This is a genomic window from Marinobacter sp. DS40M6 (assembly GCF_028581595.1).
GTDB classification, from domain to species: Bacteria; Pseudomonadota; Gammaproteobacteria; order Pseudomonadales; family Oleiphilaceae; genus Marinobacter; species Marinobacter salarius.
On the sequence record NZ_JAFCAE010000009.1, the window covers coordinates 168,533 to 192,774 of the forward strand.

A 24,242-nucleotide genomic window follows, 5' to 3' on the forward strand; every position below is an offset into this window, starting at 1 on the left:
CTCCAGGCTGATCCGAAGCCGGCCCGCCCATAAAGGCTGTTACTCCACGACCAGGTCGCCCAGGTACGGGAAGTTCATCACGTTGAGGATCGGTTCGATCTTCACGTTCTTCTTGCTGGCCCAGGCCAGGTCCTGCCAGTGCAGGGGAACGAACGCTGCGTCGTCATACAGGCGCTGCTCCACCTCTTTCAGCATGGCGGTGCGCTTGTCCAGGTCCGTCTCGACGTTGGCCTTGTTGACCAGTTCGTCAATCTCCGGGTTGCAGTAGTTACCGGCGTTGTACTGGCCCGAACCGCTGTCCGCATCCGGGCAGAAGGTCAGGAACTCGTAGAAGTTGGCGGAGTCCTCGGTGTCTGCGTGCCAGCCGATCATCATCATGTCGGCGGCGCGGGCGTCATACTCCGGCCAGTATTGGGCTTTCGGCAGCGTTTTCAGATCCACCTTGATGTTGATACGCGCCAGCATGGCGGCAACCGCCTGGGCGATCTTGTCGTCATTCACGTAACGGTTATTGGGCGCCATCATGGAGATGGTGAAACCGTCTTCATAACCGGCTTCTTTCATCAACTGCTGGGCTTTTTCGACATCAAACCGCGTTGCCAGGGATTCGTTGTGGCCCTGGTAACCTTCCGGCGACATCTGAGCGGCCGGGGTAGCGAAGCCCTTCATGATCTTGGCGGCAATGCCTTCCTGGTTGATGGCATAGGCAATGGCCTCGCGCACTTTCGGGTTCTTGAACGCTTCAACCCGGTCCTGGTTCATGTGGAACAGGATGATGCGGGTACCGCTCATAGTCACCAGATCGGCGTTCTTGTCACGGCGAATACGCTCCAGATCGGTCGGCGGCACCGGTGCAATGAAATCCACACCGCCAGACAGCAGCGCGGAGACACGGGTGTTGTTTTCCTTGATCGGAGTCAGCACGATCTTGCCGACGTTACCCGGTGACTCGGTGTCCCAGTAATCGTCGAAGCGCTCAAACTCGACACGCACGCCCTGCTGACGACCGGTAATGACATAAGGGCCTGTGCCGGACAGGTTCTCGGAAGCAAAAGAATTGCCGTGCTTGGTGATGGCGCTCTTGTCTTTCCCGCTTTCGGTCTTACCGGTGTAAAACTCGCTGTCCAGCGGGAAGATGTAAGTCGCGGTGTTCAGCAGCAGCGGGTATGGCTCGTTGGTCACCAGCTCAAAGGTGTAGTCATCAATCACCTTGAGTTCGCTGAACGGTTTGAAGATGGCTTTGTAGTCCTGGCTCTGCTTCAGGCGATTAAAGGTGAACTTGACGTCTTTGGCGGTCAGCTCGTTGCCAGAATGAAAATTCACACCTTCACGCAACTCGAAGCGCATGGTGTTCTCGTCAATACGCTCCCAGCTTTTCGCCAGACGCGGCTCGAAGCCGAGATCCTTGGTCCAGCGGATCAGGGGATCAAAGGTCATGTGGCTTAACTGCAACATGCCGCCGGAGAGCTGTTCGTGAATGTCCAGGCTTACAGGGTCGGCGTCGTACGCCATTTTCAGTTCCTTGTTCGCCTCGGCAGACATCGCCATCGGGGCTGTTGCCAGGGCCATGGAACCAACAAAAGCAGTCAGTAGTGTTTTCATCGCGTTTTCCGTCGCTGTTTTAAGAATTTTTGCGGCACATCGGCGCAACTTCACGCCAGATGTCTGCGCTAAAAACTAGTCGTGGAAAACCCGAACAGCAATCGAAATTGCGACTTGGCGTTATTCGTGAAGTGAATGACCCTGTTTGGGGCGCTTACCAAAGGCGAAACGCCAGCGGCAGAATCAGTGCGGTGAACACCCCTGTAAGCCCCATTCCCAGGGAGGCAAAGGCACCGGCTGTGCGACTGATCTCGAACGCTCGCGCCGTTCCCACCGCATGGCCGTTCAGCCCGAGCACAAAACCCAGAATGCGGTCGTCGGTGATCGACAGCGCCCTGGAAAGCAGGTCGACAAAGAGCGTTGCGACAACACCGGTCACCAGAAGCCCGCCCATCATCAGCGGCACCGAACCGCCCAGTTGTTCGGTAATACCAATGGCAATGGGCGCGGTCACCGACTTCGGCGCCAGGGACGCCAGCACCAGAGGTGTCGCCCCGAGAGCCCAGGCGATCACGACCGCATATACGGCCGCCAGGGTGGCCGCTATTGGCAGGGTGCACAGAATCGGACACCACAACGCCCGCACGTGGTGCATCTGCTGGTACAACGGTATACCGAGCGCGACGGTGGCTGGCCCGAGCAACAGCATCAGCCACTGGGCTCCCTGCTGATAACGGGTGTAATCCAGTGACAGTAGCGCGATGGTGGCCGACAACAGGAAGGCCGAAAGCACCACCGGTGGCAACCAAAGCGGTCGCCCCATCCTCCTGAAAAGCCAGTTGCCCGCGAAGAACGCGCCCAGGGTTAACCCAATCGCCAGTATCGGGCTCGCAGACAGGGTATTGGGAAGTGCGAGAAAACGCTCCAGGAGATCAGTCATCCGACGCTCTCCGCTGCCCTGCCTTGACCAGAGACGCCATCAGCAGCAGCGTGGTCAGCACACTCAAAAAGGTGCCCACCAAGAGCGCCCCCGCCACCGCCAGCCACTGGCCGCTGAACTGATCAGCAGAGAAGAACACACCCACCACGCCCGGCATGATCAGCAGCACCAGCACCGAAATCAGTCCCTGGCTCGCCGTGGCCAGGTCATCACTGACACTGCCCTTAAGCATCAGCGTGATTGTCATCAGAATCATGCCCAGCACACCGCCGCTGACCGGAATCAGGAAAACCAGTCGCAAGGCTTCGCCAAGCATGAAACATAAAACCAGAGTCAGGAAACCCCGCAACATCGACATATTGTCATGCTCATCAAGTAACGAATTGCTCTACACTAGCCCATACCCAAAGTTTGACACCAGTTCGGATACCCCATGGCGCTCAAGGCAACCATCTTTAAAGCAACACTGAACATCGCGGATATGGACCGGCACTATTACGGTGACCACCACCTCACCATCGCCCGCCACCCGTCAGAGACCGACGAGCGCATGATGATACGCCTGCTGGCTTTCATACTGAACGCCAGCGAGAGCCTGGAATTCACCAAAGGGATCAGCACGGACGACGAGCCGGATCTGTGGCAAAAAAGCCTGAGCGACGAGATCGAACTGTGGATCGAACTCGGCCTGCCCGACGAGAGCCGTCTGCGCAAGGCCTGCAACCGGGCGGATCAGGTTATCCTGTACACCTACGGTGGCCGCGCCGTGCCACTGTGGTGGGAGAAACACCAGGGCAAACTGACTCGCTTCGACAACCTCACCATCGTCGACCTGCCGACAGACGACACCGAGTCTCTGGCTGCCCTGGCTGAGCGCGGCATGAACCTGCAATGCACCGTCCAGGACGGCACCGTCAATATTGGCAATGACGACTCGCTCGTCAGTGTGACACCCCTGCCGCTCTACCCTGAGTAAAAAATCCCCCGCCGGGGTCTACCAGAACGATCCAGTTTACGTTAAGGTAAACTTTAGCCGATATTGACCCGGGCCGCACCAGGTTCCGTCAGTTTGGCTATACTCAAAGCAAGCATCGACACCCTCACAAGGGGTGTTTTGTTCCTCAGGCCACTACCCCAGGAAGAGGATTATGACAACAACAAAATCCAAAGTTGTTTATAACCCGGTTTTTACCGACGGTGCGGAGTTCCGAATTCCCACCTTCAAGTTACTCAAGCAGGACGGCTCGCTCTACAAAGGCGCCAAGGCTCCTGAGCTCGACAAAGACAAAGCCCTGCGCATCTACCGGGCGATGGTCACCACCCGGATTCTCGACGAACGCATGCTCGCGGCCCAACGGCAGGGGCGCCTGAGCTTTTACATGCAGTGCACCGGCGAGGAAGCCGCGGTTATTGGCAGTACCGCCGCACTGGATGACGCCGACATGATCATGGCTCAGTACCGTGAACAGGGCTCTCTGACCTATCGCGGTTTTTCTATTGATGAGTTCATGAACCAGCTGTTCGGCAACGAACTGGACTATGGCAAAGGTCGCCAGATGCCAGTTCATTACGGTTCCCGCAAGCTGAACTACATGACCATTTCCTCGCCACTGGCCACGCAAATCCCTCAGGCCACGGGCTACGCCTACGGTCAGAAACTGGCGGGCGAAGGCCACTGCACCATCACCTACTTTGGCGAAGGCGCCGCTTCGGAAGGAGACTTCCACGCTGCCCTGAACATGGCCGCCGTCCACCGCGTTCCGGTTATTTTCCTGTGCCGGAACAACGGCTACGCCATTTCCACCCCCGCCGCCGAGCAGTTCGCCGCTGACGGCGTGGCACCCAGGGCCTACGGCTATAAGATGGACGTGATCCGTGTTGACGGCAACGACATCCTCGCCGTGCATGAGGCCACCAAGGAAGCCCGCAAGCTGGCGGTGGAGCACAACCGGCCGGTGCTAATTGAAACCATGACCTACCGCCTGGCGGCACACTCATCCTCGGACGACCCCTCCGGCTATCGCAGCAAGGACGAGGAAGCGGTATGGCGCGAGAAAGACCCTATCCTGCGCATGCGTCTCTGGCTCGAACGCAAGAAGTGGTGGAGTGAGGACGATGAGAAACAGCTGCAGGAAAACATGCGCCGGGAAGTGCTCGAAACCATGAAACGGGCACAGAAGCGGCCGCCACCCGCGCTCGACACCCTGGTGAGCGACGTCTACGACGAGGTACCGCCGGGGCTGGCCGAGCAATTCGACAAACTCAAGGCGCACATCCGCCGGCATCCGGACGAATATCCGAAAACCGCAGAACAAGCAAAGGGAGGTGCGTGAGATGACCCAGATGAATATGCTCCAGGCCATCAACAACGCCCTCGACACTGCCATGGCCGCCAACGAGCGGGTGCTGTGTTTCGGTGAAGACGTGGGCATTTTCGGTGGTGTATTCCGCGCCACCAGCAACCTGCAACAGAAATACGGCAAGGACCGCTGTTTCAATACGCCGCTGGTCGAGCAGGGTATCGTCGGTTTTGCCAACGGCCTGGCCGCACAGGGTTCCGTGCCCGTGGCCGAGATTCAGTTTGCCGATTACATTTTCCCGGCCTTCGACCAGATCGTGAACGAGTCGGCCAAGTTCCGTTATCGCTCGGGCAGTCTGTTCGACGTGGGCGGGCTAACGATTCGTGCGCCCTACGGCGGCGGCATCGCCGGCGGGCTTTACCACTCACAGTCGCCGGAAGCCTACTTTGCCCACACACCGGGCCTGAAAATCGTGGTGCCCCGCAACCCGCATCAGGCCAAAGGTCTGCTACTGGGCGCCATCCACGACCCCAACCCAACCCTGTTCTTTGAACCCAAGCGTCTCTATCGCGCCTCCGTCGGGGAAGTGCCCGACGAAGACTACCGGCTACCGCTGGGCGAAGCCGAAGTGATCAAGGAAGGCACCGATATCACCGTATTGGGCTGGGGTGCGCAGATGGAAGTGATTGAGCACGCCGTCGAACGGGCGGAGAAAGAAGGCATTTCCTGTGAAGTCATCGATCTGAGAACCATCCTGCCCTGGGATGTGGAAACCGTGGCCAAGTCGGTACTCAAGACCGGGCGCCTGGTGGTCACCCACGAAGCGCCACTGACCGGTGGTTTTGCCGGTGAAATCGCGGCGACCATACAGGAGCGCTGCTTCCTGTACCTGGAATCCCCGATCGCTCGCGTGACCGGGATGGACACCCCCTTCCCACTGGTGCTGGAAAAAGAGCACCTGCCCAATCACCTGAAGGTCTACGAGGCCATCAGGTCGAGCGTGGATTTCTAGGTTGATATCAGGACAGGAGAGCAATCATGAGTGATTTTATACTGCCCGATATCGGCGAAGGTATCGTGGAGTGCGAACTGGTCAAGTGGCTGGTCAGCGAAGGCGACATCATCGAAGAAGACCAGCCGGTGGCCGAAGTCATGACCGACAAGGCGCTGGTGGAGATCCCGGCGCCCTATAAAGGCAAGGTGACGCGCCTCTATCACAAGGAAGGGGACATCGCGAAAGTGCACGCTCCGCTGTTCGAACTGGTGGAGGAAGGTGGCGACAGCCAGGATGATTCAACGCCTGAGCCCAAAGCCCCGAAAACGGCCAGTGAAACACCGGCAACCCAGGCACAAGCCAGCTCCGGCGAAGCCGATGGCGACGACCCGACGGAGGACTTCATCCTTCCCGACATCGGCGAAGGCATCGTCGAATGCGAAGTGGTGGAATGGCGCGTGGCCGAGGGCGACGAGATCGAAGAAGACCAGCCGGTGGTGGACGTCATGACCGACAAGGCCATGGTCGAGATCACCGCCCCCAAGGCCGGCCGTGTCACGAAGCTTTACCATAAGCAGCAGGAAATGGCGCGGGTGCATTCACCGCTGTTTGAGTTCGTTCCCCGTGAGCGTGACGAGCCGGCTCAGGCCCAGAAAACGTCACACGCAGCCCCGGACGCAGAATCGAAACCAACGCCAACCACCGCGCAACCCGTCGTATCCCGCAACCAACCGCGGACGCCGGCCAGCCCGGCTGTACGCCGCATTGTTCGCGAACACGACCTGGACCTGGCGGACATCACAGGTTCCGGCAAGGATGGCCGGGTACTGAAGGCCGATGTACTGGCTCATCTCGACAAACCCGCCACAACCTCACCGGCACAGGACAGCTCCGGCGAATCGCAACCGGCAAGCTCAGGCGGTGAGCGCCGCCGGCCATCCCGGGAACAGGAAGTGCGCGTTGAGCCCATCCGCGGCATGAAAGCCGCCATGGCCCGCAGCATGGTTACCTCGGCGACCACCATTCCCCACTTCATCTACAGTGAGGACATCGATGTCACCGACCTGCTCAAACTACGGGAACAGCTGAAACCAGAAGCCGAAGCCAGCGGATCAAGGCTGACTCTGATGCCCTTCTTCATGAAGGCCATGGCCCTGGCTGTGCAGGAATACCCGGTACTCAACAGCCGCCTCAACGACGACGTCACCGAGATCCACTACCAGCCGCAGTGCAATATCGGCATGGCCGTGGACGGCAAAGCCGGGCTGATGGTTCCCAACATCAAGGGTGTGGAAGACCTGACTCTGCTGGGCATTGCCGACGAGGTAGCTCGCCTGACCGAGGCTGCCCGCTCGGGCCGTGTCAGCCAGGAGGATCTCAAGGGTGGCACCATCACCATTTCCAATATTGGCGCTTTGGGTGGCACCTACGCCGCCCCGATCATCAACCCACCGGAAGTGGCGATTGTGGCCCTTGGCCGTACCCAGAAACTGCCGCGCTTTGACAGCAATGGCCAGGTGGTCGAGCGGGCCATCATGACCGTGAGCTGGGCAGGCGACCATCGCATCATCGATGGCGGCACCATTGCACGCTTCTGCAATCGCTGGAAAGGCTACCTGGAATCGCCGCAGTCGATGCTGCTGCATCTAGGCTGACGGAGCATCATGGCGCAGAAGACGCAACTGCAGCAGTTCTACATCCCAGAAGAGCAGTCGATCTATCTGCTCAGCCATGACGATGCCAAGAAGCTCAAGGACTGGGTGGCGCTCTGCGCCGCCCAGCTCCGCCAACTGGGTTACCAGGACATCGAACTGATCGGCAAAGGCGCCTACGGCTTCGTATTCGCCGGCCGCCTGCCACACCAGGACAGCTCCGGCCCCGAACACGTCTTCAAATTCACCCGCATCAACCTTCCCCAACACCTGCAGGACCGACTGGAGGATGAAGCCTATATCCTCGAGCAGGTCCGGCATCCGAGGGTGCCTCGCCTGGTTGCCTATCAACGGGCCCACAACCAACCCATCCTGGTGATGGAACGCGCGGCAGGCCTGAACCTGGAAGAGGTGTCCCTGCGGGAGGGCCGACTGAAGCCCAGACTGGTCATGCGGATTGCCGACCAGATTGCGGATATCCTGCGCAACCTGCGCCGCGAGAATGGCCCCTCGGGGCGCCCCATCGTGCACGGTGACATCAAACCCTCGAACCTGGTGTTTGACGCCAGCACCGAGAACATTGCCCTGATCGACTGGGGCTCGTCGGTGTTCGCCCAGCTGGACGCTAACCAGCAGTTCCTCACCACCAACGTGATGGAATTGATGTCCGATAACCTGCAACAGACCAACGCCCGGTTGGGGGATGTCTACTTTATCGGCGAGGAACAACTGAACGGTGGGCTGTCTTCCCCTCGTTTTGATGAACAGGGCGCTGCGGGCACATTGTATGCGCTGGCATCCGGCCAATCTTGCCGGTTCGGGCACCAGGCCATTCCCGCCGCGTCCCTCGGGCTGCCGATGGAGTTCGCCCGCATGCTCGACGGAATGCTGTCTCCGGACCCACAGACGCGGCGAAAAGCCGGTGACTACTACCTGAACGAAATGTCGCGAATGGCACGCACGGTGATGATCGATCTCGCGGAACCACCGCTGGGCCCCATGGTGCCGGTATGGACCCGCGCCTCCGACCATGAAATCGACACGGTCGTTTACAGCTCCCGGAAGTCTTTCCTCCGTCAGGAAGGCGCCCCGGAAACCCTCAATGATGTGAACGATGTGCAGCTGGACCGCTACTATAAAAATTTCATGCAAGGCATGGGAGAAACCGAAAAAGCCTTCCTGGCCGCCGTCAGCCGACTGGGGCGGTATCCCGTCGAAGGAGGACTCGCCGTGCGCTGGGAAACCGATGGCGTTTATATCGACACGTCCCTGAACCTGCATGACCCGACACTGAAAACCGCGTTTATCCGCGCCGTCAACAACATGGTGTACCTGGCCCAGGCCATCTACCGCCAGGGGATTTTCAAGAGTTGCCTGTTCAACGCCCGCAACACCCTGCACATCGACCGCGCCGAACCCGACCAGCCTTTCGTGCCCGAGCCCGGCATGCAATTGAAATACGAAGTCAGCGCCGCGCCGGAAGTGGAAGACGAGTCACGGGTGCACTCCTACTTCGAAGACGGCCCCGACCCGGAAGAATTCCTGGTGCTGCCGCAAGCCATCATCACCGCGCTGGAATCCCTCAACGACATCCACCACACCGGCATGATCATTTTCGAGGCCCTGCCCCGACACCTCAAGATCCACAGCCATTACCGCCTGCTGGACCCGGACCGGGAAAGTGAATTCAGCCGCCTGCTGGATGAGATACTCTCCGCTGTGGGCCAGATCACTGGCCTGGGCGTCTCCGGCTTTATGAAAATGCCCTACAAGGACACCCGCTTCTTCCCTCATATCGAACGGCTGCCGGAGCGTTACTACCCCAAAAATCCCAGGGCAAAGAATATCCCTGGTTGATGCCCAATGGACAGCAGATCGCCACCAACAGGACTGGACAGAGCACCCCATCACACGTAAGATTGCGCACTCGAAATTGACGCCAAAGCGTTAGATTTCATCCGCCCGTAGCTCAGCTGGATAGAGCGTCGCCCTCCGGAGGCGAAGGTCTCAGGTTCGAATCCTGACGGGCGGGCCATTAATTGGCAAATCAATGAGTTATCCTCAAGAAAACCTCCTCACCTGTGTCACTCGCACCTAAGCAATCCGAAAACCTCTGATTCGATCGGTGACTTTTGCACGGCAAGATTAAAAGCAGGAATTTTTCTCTATCATTGCGCCTGTGCCCAAACGGTGCCTTGGCAGTGCCCAGTTAATTTAGGCCGATGCATCACCACCGATTAACGTGACCTTTGCACGGCTTTCAGATCCGCCGCTGACTTGGACTTACTCCGGCCCACTAGCCTCCTCCACCGGTCAAAATGTCGAACCACTATTATCTCAGCATCTCCTTTCGGTGCGTATTAGGAGGGTCGTATTTTGAGCGGTAAATGTAAACATCCGGCCATGACATCCTGACAAGCTCCCGATGTACTAGAGACTTGCCATGCGGAGTGTTTTAACCAATAGTGCGTGAAGTCGGTCTACCGCCTCGGAATTCTGAGATGCCTGACTACGGAAGACCGACACCTCCATTGGCTCCAGCGGGCCCAGGCCATGGTCTCTACCAAGGACTTCCAGGTGGGAAGGTGCACTACATTGCGTCAGCACCGCGACCGCAAGACCACTCTCCACGGCCGCAACCTGGCCCGCCAGACTAGAACTATTGTAAACCACTTTATAGCGGCGTCCTTGCAAGCCCAGTGAGTTGATGGCGCTCCTTTTGGCAAGGCTGGTGCTTTCATAGACAGCAATTGGCAGTGGATCTTTGCGCCAGACCTGAAACTGCGCGGATCCTACCCACACCATAGGTTCATAAAATAATAGAGTGCCATGTCGGGGGTGATCCCGAGAAACCAATGCGAGATCCAGTTCACCACACTCAACGCGGGGGATGAGCGAGGTGGATTGTTCACAGTCCAGCTCAATTTCTACCGAACCGTGTTGTGGCGCAAATCTTTTCAGGACGGGAGTCAGGTATTTCGCCGCATAGTCGTCTGGTACGCCAAGCCTAATGCGCCCCTTTAGCTCTTCTCCATGAAACGCAGCCTGAGTCTCAGAATGCAGGTCCAGCATGCGCCGGGCATAGCCCAACAGTTTCTGTCCTTCCGGTGTCAGTTGATGCTGGCGTGGCCCGCGCATCATTAACCGACACCCCAATGCAGATTCCAGCTTCTTAAGTTGCATACTGACAGCCGACTGGGAGCGATGAACCTCCGGTGCTGCCGCAGACAAAGAGCCAGCATCCACCACCGCTACGAAGCACTTAAGCCAGCCAACCTGAAGATCGTGGTAATTCACCAACACCTCCGGAAACATTCGAATATCAAATAGATCCTAGTCGATATATGCGCTTTTCTAAAGCATCGTCTAAATCCATAGTTGCCAGGCTTGTGAGATTAATGCGGAGTGAAAATTGGACATTACTAACACTGAATTACACCGGCTCGACAAACCACTGGTATGGTCAGGCTTCAAGCAATTGGTGCCCATCTCTTTGTTCGTCGTTGCATTCGGGGCAGCATTTGGGCTCGCAGCAAATCAGGCCGGGCTAGGTGATGGCATGGTTGTGCTCATGAGCACCCTCGTGTTCGCGGGTGCTGCGCAGTTTGCGGCCCTCGACCTTTGGGGCTCACAGGTGCCGTTTTTCACCATGATGATTACGGTATTCGCCATTAACGCTCGACATCTTCTGATGGGAGCCACTCTTTACCCCTGGCTCAGCCAACTCACGCCGACAAAGCGTTACGGCATAATGATGGTTGCTTCGGATGCCAACTGGGCCACTGCCATGCAAGCGTTCAGTCGTAAAGAGCCGGGGTTGGGCTTGTTATTTGGCGGTGGCCTCGCACTCTGGTCATTCTGGGTTTTCGGCACTTGGCTCGGCATTTACTTTGGCAATGTGGTCACAGATCCGAAAAGTCTGGGTCTGGATATGGTGATGGGCTGCTTCCTGCTAGCCATGGTTGTTGGCGGTGACAAGAATCTGCGAATGCTTGCCATCTGGGTCGTTGCAACTACGTCCTCTCTACTCGCTCACTGGTATCTGCCGGAAAACAGCCACGTCATTACTGGCGCACTGGCCGGTGGTCTTGCCGGGTTGGTATGGGAGGATCGTGATGAACATTGAAACCAGCAGCATTGGTGTACTAGTTATTGTGCTAACGATGGCATTGGTTACGTTGGCCACCCGCTGGGGCGGTGTTTACGTGATGTCTTTTGTGCCGATCAGCTTTCGAGTCAAACAGTTCATCCATGCCATGTCTGGCTCCGTGTTAGTGGCTATTATTGCCCCCATGGCAGTCGAAGGGGACCATGGAGCTCGTCTGGCGTTAGTGAGCACAGCCGTTGTGATGTTACTGATTAAAAGACCATTACTGGCGATTGCTTCAGGTATTCTGGCGGCTGGATTATCTAGAGCGTTCTGGTAGCCGGCACATCCTTCAGATAGGCATACGGATCATTCCCGTTCAACTTCCGCATGAGTGGTATTTTTAAAGTCTCCGGTACGCTTGGTTGTTCATGTTAAGTGTCCACTAGAAAATAAGTGGACACTATCCTGACGCCCGCAGTGTCTGACTCAAGATGAGATCCTCGGACGCTTACCGAGCTCTACCCCGTTCGGTCTTTGGATTTCCAGTCAACTCAGGCTCCACGACATTCCGCCTTCCCACTGCGCCAAGCCATTCGGCCAGTGGATAATGGCTCTTACAGGTAATCCGCTGTAGATTGGACACTCGCATAGGCAAACTCAAGCGCCGCCATAGCCGTGGCATGAACCTGTGCCGCAGGCACGGTCATACCGTTGAACTCAAGATCCATCGTGGCGCAGGCGTCTTCTAGCACAGTGACCTTGTAACCGAAGTCTGAAGCGGCGCGGCTGGTAGCCTCGATGCACATATGGCTCATGGCACCTATTACCACCACTTCCTCAATGTCGTTGGAATCCAACAACTCTTTCAGGCTGGTTTTCAGGAATGAGTTGGGATAGTTCTTGAGAATAACCGGCTCATCGCCTTCCGGTGCCACGGATTCGTGGATGTTGACGCCGTCTGAGCCTGGCGTGAATACAGGCGCATTCGGATCCGGAAACTCGTGGTGAACATGCACCAACAGGTCTTTGTTCTGACGCGCTGCGTCGATCACTTGTGCCGCCTTGGCGGCTGCCTGTTCAATATTCACCAGTGGCAGTTTGCCGGAGGCAAAATACTCATTCTGGATATCGACGACAATAACGGCTCGTTTACTCATTAGACGGTTCCTCATTTGGTCATTTATTTCAGGTGTGTTCTGGTCAGAAAGAAAGACTCTCACCATCCGCCGGGATCAAAACCTGCTCATCAACTCCCTCGTTCTGAACGAACTCTGCCAGTTCCTCGCGGCTCAGGGTCATATGGTTCACCGCATCCATGTGCACGGCGACAATGTCCGCATCTGGCAAAGCGCGGTGAACGCGAAGGGTATCTTCTTTGCCCATGATGATCGGGTCGCCCTCAAAGCCGGTAAACTCCGCAGCGCCGGCATTCAGTACCACAACATCCGGCTGGAAGCGCTCCAGCGACTGCACCACCTCATCACGCCACACGGTATCGCCGACCACGTACGTAGTTTCCCGCCCCTCGGCTTCAAAAACCACACCCATTATTTCACCGAGCGCCTTGGCCAGTTCAGGAACGGCATAGAGGGTATCGGAGCCGTGCTGCCCGCCGGTTTTGTGGAGTGTCACGCCGCCAAACTCCACTTGGTCATCGAGGATGCGTACATCCTGAAAGCCTTGTGAACGGATCATCTCGGCATCCGCCGCATTTTGCACAAACAGCGGAAGCTCTTTCGGCAACAGCTTCTGGGCGGCATCGTCCCAATGGTCCAGGTGGGTGTGGGTCACAATCACCGCATCGGTACCCTCGATCACGTCCTCTGCCGCCATGGGCAAGCCAACCAGAGGGTTCCGCAGCTCACTACGGTACGTATTCGGGAAGCCCGGATAAGCGCCCTGCTCCGCCAGCATGGGGTCGATCAAAAAGGTGGTCTCTCCGTAGGTAACCTTTATGGTGGCATTACGGATTTGCTGTATCTGGTGGCTGGATGCCTGAGTGCCAGATTCGGCGAAAGCAGCGCCAGCGAAAACAGTCGAAGCCAGCACCAGAGCGCCAGCAAAGGTTTTAATCAACATGGTATTCATCCTCCAACAGGGTGTTCGTTGATGGAATAAAGTCTACGGAGATCTGATCACCAGCAATATTGACCTGAAAGACAGTGATCGAAAGAATTGGGCCAATCAGTTATCATCGGGTTAAATGAACCTCAGGAGTGACATCGTGGCACTACCCAGAGTCGGCCTTATCCTTCACCCGCAATTCAGCCCCTTCCATTTCTCCGTGCCCTACATGGTGTTCAGCATTGCCCTGCCCGAAGGCCCGTTGTTCGAGTTGCTGATTATCACCCCGGACGGAAAGCCCCTGGCATCCGAGCGGGCCATGACCGTGCAGCCGGATGGGGGGCTGGAACTATTGGATGCGGTTGATATTGCGTTGGTACCCGGCTGGCATGATCTGAACGAACCACCACCCCCTGAGTTGTCTGAAGCCCTTTTCCGCTGCCATGAGCGCGGCGCTCATGTGGTGGGCCTTTGCTACGGCACCTATGCGCTGGCCTATGCGGGTTTGCTGGATAACAAACGGGCCTCAACCCACTGGTTGGCTGAGCAGGATTTTCTCAAGCGATTTCCGAAAGTAAATCTGGATACCAACGCCCTCTATGTGGAAGACGACCGGCTGGTTACGTCCGCAGGAACCGCCGCTGGGCTCGATTGCTGCCTGTTTCTGGTGCGGGAGTACTACGGTGCCAGGATCGCCAATACTATTGCCCGCCTTATGGTGGTCCCTCCGCACCGGGAAGGCGGCCAGGCCCAGTTCATCGAACAGCCAGTCGCAATCTCCACCCAGGATGCCCACATCAACCGGCTACTGGATTACTTGCGGGAACATCTGGCCGACACCCACAGCATCGATGAGTTGGCTGCCCGCACCGCCATGAGCCGGCGCACTTTCACGCGCCATTTTCAGAAGGCAACCGGCATGACGGTGATGGAGTGGTTGGTCGGTGAGCGGCTGCGGCAAGGACGTGAGCTGCTGGAAAGCACATCACTTTCGGTGGAAGCCATCGCGGAAAGAATCGGCTTCCATACCGCAACGTCCTTCCGGCAACACTTCAAGCAGCGTCACCATGTAAGTCCTCGGGTTTGGCGCAAAACGTTTGGTGAGAATGCCTGACATTCCGAGTGTTCGGGAATGCCGCTGGACCTATAGAATGTTCATTCACAGAAATGGGCTACAAAAAAGCAACCCAAACGCACGCCGCTGCGGTGATGACGTTAATCCAGTCTGCCAAACTCAAGGGGCATGATCCCTATACCTATTCGAAAGATGTGTTGAACCGCCTGCCTACCCAGAAGAAGAACAACATCGAAGAGCTATTGCCCCACCAATGGAAAACAAGCTCGCACTAATACGAAGTGATGCCTGATCAGTTAAGCATCTCGCGGTTGCCGGCGCTTGAAATCAAGTTCTGCTACTACTAGCGCGATCAAGATTAACCCCCCACCAGCCATGGTCCGAAGACTGAGAGGCTCCCCGAGCATGATCATGCCGGCGATGGCTGCGAAAATAGGCTCGCAAAGATAGGTTAATGCTACTTTCTCTTCCTCAAGATACCTTTGAGCGGAGCTTTGTATACCATACATGTAAGCGGTACCAAGCAGGCCCGCAAACAAAATCCCCTCCCAAAAGTGCGTATCTGAAGGCATCCATACTGCTTGCTTATCGAACAGTGCCGCGAGACCACTGCCGAGACTGCATACCGTCATCGCAATTGTCACTGTCAGCATTGCGTCACATCGATGTGAGAAATACCCTACAGCCATAACATAGCAAGCAAAGAACACTGCACAGGCCATCGTCCATAGATCGCCAACATTCAGGTGTAAACCGTATTGCGCGACTATCAAGTAAAGCCCGAAAAGTGCAAGTGAGCAGGAAATCCATATGCGGTTTTGCACTGGCTTTCGGAATAAGCCCCACTTGAATAGCGGAATCAGAAGAACATCCAGGCCGGTGATAAATGCGGTGTTGGTGACACTGGTGTGTTGTAGCCCAATAGTCTGAAACACGTTCCCTAAGAGCAACGGAAGTCCAATCAACGCGCCGGCGGCAATGGTTTTCCGGTTCAGGCGGTTGAATCTTTTCGCGAACAGTACTGAGAGGACTATTGCTGCCAGGGCAAATTTATAGGCTAGGAAGACATAAGGTGAGCCGTCTGCCACACCGACTTTGACGAAAGAGAACGACACTCCCCAGAAGGCCGTTCCAAGTATGAGTAACAGGAGGAATACGTGAGGTTTTTGCATGTTTCTAACCATTTGTTGGAATTACAAAATGGTTAGAGTATGCGGAGGCCGCAAAAAGGCCCGGTGTCGCTCCCAATTTCTTCTCTAACGTTAGAGCGAACCAGTACAGATGCCTTAAGCTTGCGCAAGTATACAATTCCCCGTGCCGGTGCTGTCAATTACGGGAAGGGTAACCTGGGAGAGCGTCGGTCCAACTCATATGTATATATTGGGCAGCGCGAATCATGTTGTCCGCGACCACAATCGCGCCCAGGTGAGTGTCTGCCTCACTGGGTGTGATAGCCGGACGCTTTCGCTGAATCAACCCAACGCAACCTTCAGCCCGATGCCTGTCAGCAGACAGCCAAAGATGTTGTTCTGGGTCCTGCGGTATCGGGCATTGCCGCTGGTAACTGCCCAGAGTGCCCGCCCCAGAACTGCGTAGACAAAATCAAAGACCAGTCCGGTCAGCACCAGAATCAGTGCCAGTATGGCGAACTGTCCGGCAATACCTGAGAGTTCCGGGTGGATGAACTGCGGGAGCAGTACAGAGCAGAAGATCAGGGATTTGGGGTTGAGCAGGTTGGTTGCCAGCCCTCTATGGAAATCAGCCAGATATCCCGCTGGTGGCAGAGTACCTGCCGCTGACTGGGGTTGATCAGGGAGAGAATGACCTGTCCGGAAGAATTGCCAACCCAGGTAGAACAGATAAGCCGCGCCCAGTAATCGTACCGTGTGGTAGGTCCAGGGATGAGTCGCAAACAGTGTCGCAAGCCCTACCGCCGCCAGCAGGACATGGCAGCCCCGGGCAATGGCAAGGCCCACAGCGACGGCCATGGCGTTTCTGGGGCCACTGCTCACGGAGGTGCCGAGCACGAGGAACATGTCCGGTCCTGGCGTAAGGTAAATCGCAACGAGCGCAGTCAGGAACAGTAGAAGGTCAGCCACGGGTCATGTCTCTTGTCGGTATTAAGGCCTTGATTATACCGCCCGTTGTTTAGCGTATGGTTGCGTTGTCAGCCACAAAGGAATATAAAATTGGTGCTATTCGCTAACTTTATTCTTATATGGAGATTCTTATGCCAATCCATAAGTTAGACCGATTTGATCGAAAGCTTCTGGAGGCACTGCAGACGGATGGCCGCGCGCCCAACACGGATCTGGCCGAGGGAATAGACCTGTCCCCGTCGCCTTGCTCACGGAGGGTGCGGCTGCTTGAAGAATCCGGGGTGATCAAGGGCTACAGCGCAATCCTGGATCAGGAAAAAGTGGGTTTGGGGCTAACCGTATTCGTTGACATCAAAGTGGAGCGTCATCAAGAAAAGGAAGCCGAGGCTTTTTGCGAGGCGGTGAGTGTTATGCCGGAAGTGGTGATGGCTCACCTAGTGTCCGGGGAGTCGGATTTCCTGTTGCAGGTTGTGGTACCCGATCTTCGCGCCTACAAGGAGTTTTTGACCAATACGCTGCTCAAGTTACCTGGAGTTCGGGACATTCGAAGCAACTTTGCGATCCAGACCGTCAAACCCCAATCGCCACTTCCGCTGATTCATTTGCCGGGGTAAATCGGTCACCAGAAATCGATTATCTTCAGATACGGAATAGCCGTGATCATTACCGGAGGGAACAACAGCAGCCCGGTTCTGTGCCACGGCACACTCAGTTTTTCAACAAATAGCGAAAGCTTCCCCCAGTTCGGTCACGCCCACGGTGCCGGCCACCTGTTGATTGACAAAAACCCAGAAACAGCTTCGCGTGCCAAAATAAGGGCCATCAGAATAATTAAGCCTCCTCCGATACGGTTTACTATTCTGACACTGTCTGCGTTGGAAAAAAGGCGGGAGCTTAAGCTGTGAGCAACTACAACCCACACGCTATCGATCGCAATACCCAATAGGATAGGTATCATCGAGTACATGATTAGGACGTTCGTGGGGCTCGCAAGATTGCCGCTGAGGAAGCTTGGAACTATGGTTCCGAACATGATCAATGCCTTGGGGTTGGTTATACCCACTATCACTCCCGCAGTGAGCGGTGACTTTCTCTTTGCTGGCTGGTCAGTTGCAGCCGGACTCGCCGCTTTTGAGGCTACAAGATACCCTATGCCGATAAGCAGCAAGGCGACCGCACCCAGCATTCTAATAGCAGGCAAAGCAAAATCGGATTTCAGTATAAGAGGGCCAAGCCCAAAAGAAAGAAGTATCGCAATGCTTAACATGCCAATTGCATTGCCGATCACGCCACGCAACGCATGACTTCTGCCCTTCATAATAACTTGCCCAACAAAAAGCATGATGCTTGGGCCAGGTACAGCAATGAGTATCGAGCTGGTAATAATTAGCCCCAGCAGCCCACTGACGGATACCCCAATATCTTGCATGTAAATATTACCTTCGATATGCGTGTTGCGGGCATTAATACCATATTCTCAGCGACTTATTGAAAATATTTCTTATACATTCTGGCCCGAGGCATCAGGCTTGAGCTTATGAATAAAGACACCGCGCATAAGTTAAACGTCACGCACTGTGCCTTTTAGTTCATGAGTTTTTGGGGTATCCGGATTAAGCGGTTGACGATCCTTTCTGCTCCATCAATACCTTAATCCCCCCAGAAGACTGATAGATCAACGCCGAAGTTATTCTCTGGCTCTGGGAGCCCCATGCTGTAGGTCATGGTGGCCTTGCCTAGGAATGGGGATTCCTTGTGGACTTCCCCCAATAAAATGGACACGCCCCATTTATCATAGGCTAGGAGTGTCTACTGCACCGGGGTAAGTCCAACTCTCAGTACAAGACAGCCAAAAACGATTTTGTGGACTGGCGTAGGTCCAATGTGCATCAGGAGGTGTCCATAGAGGATGCCTTGATCGCGATTACCATGCCATTAATCTGGCGAAATATAGTTCAGCGTGCAGATGATCTTCCTGACATCAGCGAAAGCGCGGTGTTCAGTTTGAGTCGAATCGTATTTCCTTATGTACGAGGCGTACCTTATCCGGGGGCAGCAGGCTATAAAAAGAACGGAACCGAAAAGATGGCTCCCTGCCTTGATAGCCGTATAGTTTGGCGATCCATGGACGGTCCGCAGGCACATAGTCAGAGTAAACCTCAGCCCCGGCGAGGCTCATGTCCAGGCGGGCGACAGCATCCGCCACAGAGATCCCCTCGTTCCGCAGTGTTTCGCGCGAAATGTGGTGGACATCGGATTCGGCGTAATGGACTTACCCCGGTGCAGTAGTGCATCAGATAGCCATCAACTTCTTCTTTTGGTCTCAGGCAAGTTTCACTAGTTACTCAGAGTTCAGACACCGGAATGCCTCTCCATCAATGTGCTCTCCCGATAGTTGCAACATCGGCTAATGCGATGTGTTGTTCGATAGGGACAGAGCCTCTAGCGAAACTCACGGCCGGCATGCTTGCTTCCTTATCCGATTGAACCATTACTTTTTCCTTCGATCTTCAACGCCAGACCGCCATCAGCATTGCAACCGCAATGCCAGGCAACGATCTAGAGTGGTTTTCATGAACCACACCACAATACGACGCGAGAACAGATCAACCATGACCTCCAGAGACAGCCTCGCTAGGCGCGGTGCAGAGTAAGAAACAGGGCGTAGTAAAACTATTGCCTTGTCTCTCCTCTCCTGACCGGACGTCCTCCTTCCAGCGCATCCAGCTCTCCGTCTAAAGTTGGCAAACGCTAGCGGCCTCACAGAAGCGAGAAGTCCATCCGCTCGTCGTCTTGCCAGTTATTGTAAGCTCCACTCTTGCCTTTATTTTAATTGTTGCTATGGTTGGGATTCAGGACACATTGAGAGCAGCCATGTTTTCACGAAAGTATCTCTTGACCACCTTCCATTAGTAAGCGAGCACGGCACGCTCTGTGCTCGCAACCATTAAAGTTACTGCAAAATAACATAAACGATCTCCTCCGTTGGACTAGCGCTATTAGGTACATCGCCTGAAAGCATAGTAGTAACTAATACTGAGGGGATTCAGGCCAAAGTTGCACAAGGCATTTTTCGGAACAACAACAATAAAAATAGATTAGGGAGGCTCCGCGACTGAGCCTCCCATTTTCTGCTCGTTTTCGAAAAATGCTCACCAAATAATTATTTGGAGGCTTTGATCTTCGTGAACGTAATAATTTTTTTGTTTCGAAAATATTGTTTTGGATTAATAAAAAAACAGCAGGCTACTGACGCGTTACGTTTTTTTATTGACTCTAATTATTGGAACATCAACGAACCGCTGCCCCACCCACATGAGCTTTCAGAACTCTTGGATTTTAACGAAGACATAACGATGCATGGACTATGCCGCCTGATCGGCGCTGGCGTTATTTTTGAGGGCGAAGACGGACGCCTGTACATCAGGACGAGCACCGAAGACACACACTGATATTTTCTTAGTATTTCTATGTCTGCAACCGGAACCACTAGAACCTTATGAGCACACGTCACCTTCACTTGATTAAATAAATAAAGAAGGTAGCCTATTGGCAAACCCGAAAAATATCAAAGGTGATCAGATTGCATGAATAAAATGCCGACCAGTTTTTATAAAGCGCCTATCGGCAGCGCTATTTATAACTGAGAGCATGAAAATGAGTAAGGAAAAACCGAAAAAACAGGCTAAAAAAACATTGAAAGAGAAAAGAAAAGATAAAAAACAAAAAAACGCCTGATTAGCAATAGGGGAAAGGGTCAACCTTTCCCCTTCAATAACGGTTTTTTCCGGTAATGTCATCTGCATTTACTTATCGAACTCTCACACCTTATATGAATTTATCATGTTTCTGATCAGAGGTTTTATGAACATTGATGTTGGTTTTCTTGTGTCTTTAGATACTTTGGGAATCATGAGAAGAAAGTGTCGTCGCCTGATAAAAGCGATTATTCTTGGAGAGAATGAAATGGCAACGATTGGAAGCTGGGTCACGATTATAGATTGTGCAGATTCCCAGCCTCATGAATTCCGGTTAGTGGAAGCTATTGGGCCAAGAGACGTCCATCCGAAAGACCTACCGATAGACTCATCTCTTGGACTCGCGCTGTTTGGCAGCAGGCCTGGCGACTACATAAAACTGAGCGTCGGCGGCGAGGAAAGTGGCATCGTCATTTTATCCATTAACAATGAAAAGTTGGAAGCGAACGCAAAAATGGCGACATTTGACGAATTTTAGCGTTCTAACGATTCAAGATTGCTTCGACTCAAATAACACCGAATGCCAACATCGCATCAGCCACCCTACAGAACCCTGTGGTGTTGGCACCAAACACATAATCTCCGGGCCTGCCATACTCTTCGGCCGTCTCGAAACAGGCTCGGTGGATTTCAATCATAATGTCTTTCAAGCGCTGTTCGCTGTAATCGAAGCTCCAGGAATCCCGAGAAGCGTTCTGCTGCATCTCCAGAGCGCTGGTTGCGACACCACCTGCATTGGCGGCTTTTGCCGGACCAAACAAGGTGCCAGCATCACGGAACAACTTCACCGCTTCTGGGGTGCACGGCATATTGGCACCTTCGGCGACAGCCATGGTGCCATTGCGAATCAACGCCATCGCGTCTGAGCCGGTCAGTTCGTTCTGAGTTGCGCACGGGAGGGCAACCTGACAGGGCAACGACCAAATGGACGCTCCCGCCACAAAATCACTGCCGTTCTGACGACGAGTTGCATAGTCGCTAATCCGACCACGTTCCGCTTCCTTGATCTGGCGAACCAAACCGACATCAATTCCGGCAGGGTCGTAGACGTAGCCCTCCGAGTCGGAGCAGGCGATAACCTTGCCACCGAACTGCTGAACCTTTTCCATCGCATAAATTGCGACGTTCCCGGAACCAGAGACCACCACCTCTTTGCCCTCCAGTTCCATTCCCTGAGCAGCCAGCATTTCCCGGACAAAATAAACGGTTCCGTATCCTGTCGCCTCCTTACGAACACGGGCTCCGCCCCAGCCCAACCCCTTCCCGGTCAACACACCGGATTCGTAGCGGTTGGTCAGGCGTTTGTATTGGCCGAACAGGAAGCCAATCTCTCTGGCTCCAACGCCTATATCGCCTGCTGGTACGTCGGTGTACTCACCAATATGTCGGTACAACTCGGTCATAAAGGACTGGCAAAACCGCATAATCTCATTGTCAGATCGTCCCTTGGGATCGAAATCCGAACCACCCTTACCCCCTCCGATTGGCATCCCGCTCAGAGAGTTTTTGAAGATCTGCTCGAAACCCAGGAATTTAACCACGCCCAGATTGACGGAGGGATGAAACCGCAAACCACCCTTAAACGGCCCAAGGGCCGAGTTGAACTCAACCCGAAAACCACGATTGATTTGCACCGTTCCTGAGTCATCCACCCAGGGAACCCGGAAAATGATCTGCCGCTCTGGTTCACAAATTCGCTCCAGCAGCTTTGCTTCCTTGTACTCCGGGTGCTTGGCGATTACCGGCGACAAAGACTCCAGAACTTCCAGAACAGCCTGGTGAAACTCTGGCTCCGCAGGGTTTCTCAGGACCACCTGCTCGTAAAGCGCTTCAAGGGTGTCTTTTTGATGCATGGGCCTTCCTTGTTTAGTTTACGTGAGTCACATGGATGATTTTCAGACTGAGCTTTTTCTTGCCGGCCAAAGGCCAATCAATACGATCACCTACTCGAAGCCCCAACAGGGCCGCACCTGCCGGAGCCAAGACGGATACATGCTCTTCATCTGCCTCTGGCTGTCTCGGATAAACGAGCCTGAGCTTATACTCGGCGTCGTTCCCCTCATTTTTAAAATGGACCAAAGAATTCATGGTCACGGTGCCAGCAGGAAGGTTTTCGGTCTCAACCAGAGTGGCCCTATCAAGCTCCTGCAAGAGCGCTTCAGCTGTCGCGTTGCCATTTGGCTGTTTTTCCAACATGGCAGATAAGCGATCAAAATCATGGTCTAAGACATAAATAGCTGGACGTTCGGACATACCGACTCCTCTAAGCCTGGAATGCAATATTCAATTGGTGTGCTTGTTCAGGGGGGCTCGCCGAACTCGGCGATTAGTACGACGAATTCAGCGGAAATAGTGAAAAGCGGCAAGACACAACGCCCTCTCGGACAACATAGTCCGATGAAATTTAAGGGGTGCAGTGTTGGGAAAATTCATAGGTTTCTTACCCAGGAAAATGTCTTTCTCAGTCCCACAATAACCCAAACCCAAAATTAAGCAAACGGGTCCACTTCACTCTTCAATTTCACCAGCGATCCCAAGCGGCTCGCCAGTTCGCTTTTTGAAATGGACAGCAACATCTTTTAACGCCGCAAAGACTGTCTTGCTGTGAAGTCACGATCAATGGCCAACCTTAGCAACAGCGTGTGGGCTGGGGGAGGGACAGTCCTTCGGGACCAACAGGCTGATCGTAATGTACGTTCGTATGAACGGCGCCATCGAGCAGCACGGCAGATAGCGGATAAGGAGGTTGTGCGTTCTGGCGCTCGGCTTCGGAGAAGTTTATCTGATCCATGGCGACAACGAATTCTATGCGGTTGGCGATGGCCCTTTTGTCGCGGATGTTGAGACTTATTCAGAGTCTCCTTAGCATTGTTATTTAGCCCCCAAGTTTATAGACCAGAATTCGATCCGGTTGCCTTCCGGATCATGAATATGAATGACTCTTGCTCCCCAAGAATGATCTTTTATAGGTGGAGGGGAAAGGCCCGCCTCATTCAAGTATATATGTACAGTTTCGATATCACCTACTTCGAGTGCAATGGTTACTCCTTTACCCTCATTGCTATCAATTGAGGCTCTTGATTCATCTGCAATGCTTAAACGACACGCCTCATTTAATTTGAACTCAACAAACCAATTAAGAGACATCCTTACCTCAAACCCGATTTTATTTTTATAAAAGTCGACACATTCCTTCCACTTTCTACAATAAAAGATCGTGTTGGCTGTTTTTATATGCATTTTGCATCCTGATCTTCGGTGTAACCATAGCGATTTTGCTTAGCGACGCCCTGACAAGGACGTCAGATGAAGATCGCGGGCTAGGCCGGAGCGACCGACTGGCCACCACTTCACTCTAATCAATAAAAACTGAGTAAGTATTGAAGCTCCACAGCAGATAATTACCTTCACTTACCAGTATTCCATTAAACGGAAGATCGTAACTTAACTCGATAAAATCTTGCCGGATTATTTCACGTATCGAATATGAGTCCACCCCAAGAGAATTCGCTCCGAGAGAACCCGATCCATACAGATCGTGTGTGAATCTATATAATCCTTTCATATAAAATAAAATGGGGATCGCAACAGATAACCTTATGCCATTCACAGCCGGCTTAATTTCGCCTAACATACTGTCGAAAATGGCCTTGGACTTCCCCCACTTCAGTAGACACGCATCGATAACTCCTCAACAGGAGAAGAGCGATGCCGAAGATGATCACGGG

The 24,242-nt window shown here is 54.2% G+C and carries 22 protein-coding genes, 1 tRNA gene and 1 pseudogene; 12 read left to right on the forward strand and 12 right to left on the reverse strand.

The window, feature by feature from the left end; all coding sequences use genetic code 11:
• Nucleotides 1–39: 39 nt before the first annotated feature.
• From JJO78_RS19575 to JJO78_RS19585, 3 genes are all read right to left on the reverse strand, one after another.
• Nucleotides 40–1,602, reverse strand: coding sequence for an ABC transporter substrate-binding protein (locus JJO78_RS19575; RefSeq protein ID WP_075194985.1), 1,563 nt, complete (start codon nt 1,600–1,602; stop codon nt 40–42).
• A gap of 154 nt (nt 1,603–1,756) precedes the next feature.
• Nucleotides 1,757–2,482, reverse strand: coding sequence for an LrgB family protein (locus JJO78_RS19580; protein ID WP_075194984.1), 726 nt, complete (start codon nt 2,480–2,482; stop codon nt 1,757–1,759).
• Nucleotides 2,475–2,840 (reverse strand): CidA/LrgA family protein, encoded by a 366-nt coding sequence (locus JJO78_RS19585; protein WP_075194983.1) that lies wholly within the window; start codon nt 2,838–2,840, stop codon nt 2,475–2,477. Before JJO78_RS19585 ends, JJO78_RS19580 begins: the two co-directional genes overlap by 8 nt.
• Before the next feature lie 75 nt (nt 2,841–2,915).
• On the opposite strand from JJO78_RS19585, the gene JJO78_RS19590 reads away from it, so the two are divergent.
• From JJO78_RS19590 to JJO78_RS19615, 6 genes are all read left to right on the forward strand, one after another.
• Nucleotides 2,916–3,458 (forward strand): YaeQ family protein, encoded by a 543-nt coding sequence (locus JJO78_RS19590; RefSeq protein ID WP_075194982.1) that lies wholly within the window; start codon nt 2,916–2,918, stop codon nt 3,456–3,458.
• A 172-nt stretch (nt 3,459–3,630) separates the two neighbouring features.
• Nucleotides 3,631–4,815 carry a thiamine pyrophosphate-dependent dehydrogenase E1 component subunit alpha gene (locus JJO78_RS19595; RefSeq protein ID WP_036202922.1) on the forward strand — a complete coding sequence of 395 codons (1,185 nt, stop codon included), beginning with the start codon at nt 3,631–3,633 and terminating at the stop codon, nt 4,813–4,815.
• 1 nt (nt 4,816) lies between these two features.
• Nucleotides 4,817–5,794, forward strand: coding sequence for an alpha-ketoacid dehydrogenase subunit beta (locus JJO78_RS19600; RefSeq protein WP_036202919.1), 978 nt, complete (start codon nt 4,817–4,819; stop codon nt 5,792–5,794).
• A gap of 26 nt (nt 5,795–5,820) precedes the next feature.
• Entirely contained in the window at nt 5,821–7,431 is a 1,611-nt protein-coding gene (locus JJO78_RS19605; RefSeq protein ID WP_075194981.1) for a dihydrolipoyllysine-residue acetyltransferase, read from the forward strand.
• Nucleotides 7,432–7,440: 9 nt separating this feature from the next.
• Entirely contained in the window at nt 7,441–9,285 is a 1,845-nt protein-coding gene (locus tag JJO78_RS19610) for a protein kinase domain-containing protein (protein WP_075194980.1), read from the forward strand.
• Nucleotides 9,286–9,386: 101 nt separating this feature from the next.
• A tRNA-Arg gene (locus tag JJO78_RS19615) sits at nt 9,387–9,463 on the forward strand.
• A 395-nt stretch (nt 9,464–9,858) separates the two neighbouring features.
• Here JJO78_RS19615 and JJO78_RS19620 read toward each other — a convergent pair.
• Nucleotides 9,859–10,725 (reverse strand): LysR family transcriptional regulator, encoded by an 867-nt coding sequence (locus JJO78_RS19620; RefSeq protein WP_075195034.1) that lies wholly within the window; start codon nt 10,723–10,725, stop codon nt 9,859–9,861.
• 115 nt (nt 10,726–10,840) lie between these two features.
• On the opposite strand from JJO78_RS19620, the gene JJO78_RS19625 reads away from it, so the two are divergent.
• Both JJO78_RS19625 and JJO78_RS19630 read left to right on the forward strand, forming a co-directional pair.
• The gene (locus tag JJO78_RS19625) at nt 10,841–11,554 is read left to right on the forward strand and encodes an AzlC family ABC transporter permease (RefSeq protein WP_075194979.1); all 714 of its coding nucleotides are present in this window, start codon (nt 10,841–10,843) and stop codon (nt 11,552–11,554) included.
• A complete protein-coding gene (locus JJO78_RS19630; RefSeq protein ID WP_075194978.1) occupies nt 11,544–11,855 on the forward strand; it encodes an AzlD family protein in 312 nt (103 codons plus the stop codon). Before JJO78_RS19625 ends, JJO78_RS19630 begins: the two co-directional genes overlap by 11 nt.
• Before the next feature lie 277 nt (nt 11,856–12,132).
• Here JJO78_RS19630 and JJO78_RS19635 read toward each other — a convergent pair whose 3' ends face one another.
• Both JJO78_RS19635 and JJO78_RS19640 read right to left on the reverse strand, forming a co-directional pair.
• A complete protein-coding gene (locus tag JJO78_RS19635; RefSeq protein ID WP_075194977.1) occupies nt 12,133–12,675 on the reverse strand; it encodes a cysteine hydrolase family protein in 543 nt (180 codons plus the stop codon).
• A gap of 43 nt (nt 12,676–12,718) precedes the next feature.
• The gene (locus JJO78_RS19640) at nt 12,719–13,597 is read right to left on the reverse strand and encodes an MBL fold metallo-hydrolase (RefSeq protein ID WP_075194976.1); all 879 of its coding nucleotides are present in this window, start codon (nt 13,595–13,597) and stop codon (nt 12,719–12,721) included.
• Nucleotides 13,598–13,742: 145 nt separating this feature from the next.
• Here JJO78_RS19640 and JJO78_RS19645 point away from each other — a divergent pair, with 145 nt between their 5' ends.
• A complete protein-coding gene (locus JJO78_RS19645) occupies nt 13,743–14,696 on the forward strand; it encodes a GlxA family transcriptional regulator (protein ID WP_075194975.1) in 954 nt (317 codons plus the stop codon).
• An 83-nt stretch (nt 14,697–14,779) separates the two neighbouring features.
• Nucleotides 14,780–14,932 (forward strand): annotated as a pseudogene (locus tag JJO78_RS19650) (transposase domain-containing protein); the annotation flags it as partial.
• Nucleotides 14,933–14,953: 21 nt separating this feature from the next.
• Here JJO78_RS19650 and JJO78_RS19655 read toward each other — a convergent pair.
• Together JJO78_RS19655 and JJO78_RS19660 are read right to left on the reverse strand one after the other, a co-directional pair.
• The gene (locus tag JJO78_RS19655) at nt 14,954–15,829 is read right to left on the reverse strand and encodes a DMT family transporter (RefSeq protein ID WP_075194974.1); all 876 of its coding nucleotides are present in this window, start codon (nt 15,827–15,829) and stop codon (nt 14,954–14,956) included.
• 300 nt (nt 15,830–16,129) lie between these two features.
• On the reverse strand, nt 16,130–16,756 hold the full coding sequence (locus tag JJO78_RS19660; RefSeq protein ID WP_075194973.1) for a LysE family translocator: 627 nt from the start codon (nt 16,754–16,756) through the stop codon (nt 16,130–16,132).
• 131 nt (nt 16,757–16,887) lie between these two features.
• On the opposite strand from JJO78_RS19660, the gene JJO78_RS19665 reads away from it, so the two are divergent.
• Nucleotides 16,888–17,370 (forward strand): Lrp/AsnC family transcriptional regulator, encoded by a 483-nt coding sequence (locus JJO78_RS19665; protein ID WP_075194972.1) that lies wholly within the window; start codon nt 16,888–16,890, stop codon nt 17,368–17,370.
• 134 nt (nt 17,371–17,504) lie between these two features.
• Here JJO78_RS19665 and JJO78_RS19670 read toward each other — a convergent pair whose 3' ends face one another.
• A complete protein-coding gene (locus JJO78_RS19670) occupies nt 17,505–18,185 on the reverse strand; it encodes a LysE family translocator (protein WP_075194971.1) in 681 nt (226 codons plus the stop codon).
• A gap of 2,435 nt (nt 18,186–20,620) precedes the next feature.
• On the opposite strand from JJO78_RS19670, the gene JJO78_RS19675 reads away from it, so the two are divergent.
• The gene (locus tag JJO78_RS19675; RefSeq protein WP_178380767.1) at nt 20,621–20,992 is read left to right on the forward strand and encodes a GreA/GreB family elongation factor; all 372 of its coding nucleotides are present in this window, start codon (nt 20,621–20,623) and stop codon (nt 20,990–20,992) included.
• 28 nt (nt 20,993–21,020) lie between these two features.
• On the opposite strand, the gene gdhA is transcribed toward JJO78_RS19675, so the two are convergent.
• From gdhA to JJO78_RS19690, 3 genes are all read right to left on the reverse strand, one after another.
• On the reverse strand, nt 21,021–22,367 hold the full coding sequence (gene gdhA, locus JJO78_RS19680) for an NADP-specific glutamate dehydrogenase (RefSeq protein WP_075196081.1): 1,347 nt from the start codon (nt 22,365–22,367) through the stop codon (nt 21,021–21,023).
• A 13-nt stretch (nt 22,368–22,380) separates the two neighbouring features.
• Nucleotides 22,381–22,767 carry a nucleoside diphosphate kinase regulator gene (gene rnk, locus JJO78_RS19685; RefSeq protein WP_075196082.1) on the reverse strand — a complete coding sequence of 129 codons (387 nt, stop codon included), beginning with the start codon at nt 22,765–22,767 and terminating at the stop codon, nt 22,381–22,383.
• Between the two features lie 618 nt (nt 22,768–23,385).
• A complete protein-coding gene (locus tag JJO78_RS19690) occupies nt 23,386–23,754 on the reverse strand; it encodes a VOC family protein (RefSeq protein ID WP_075196083.1) in 369 nt (122 codons plus the stop codon).
• Nucleotides 23,755–24,242 lie beyond the last annotated feature (488 nt).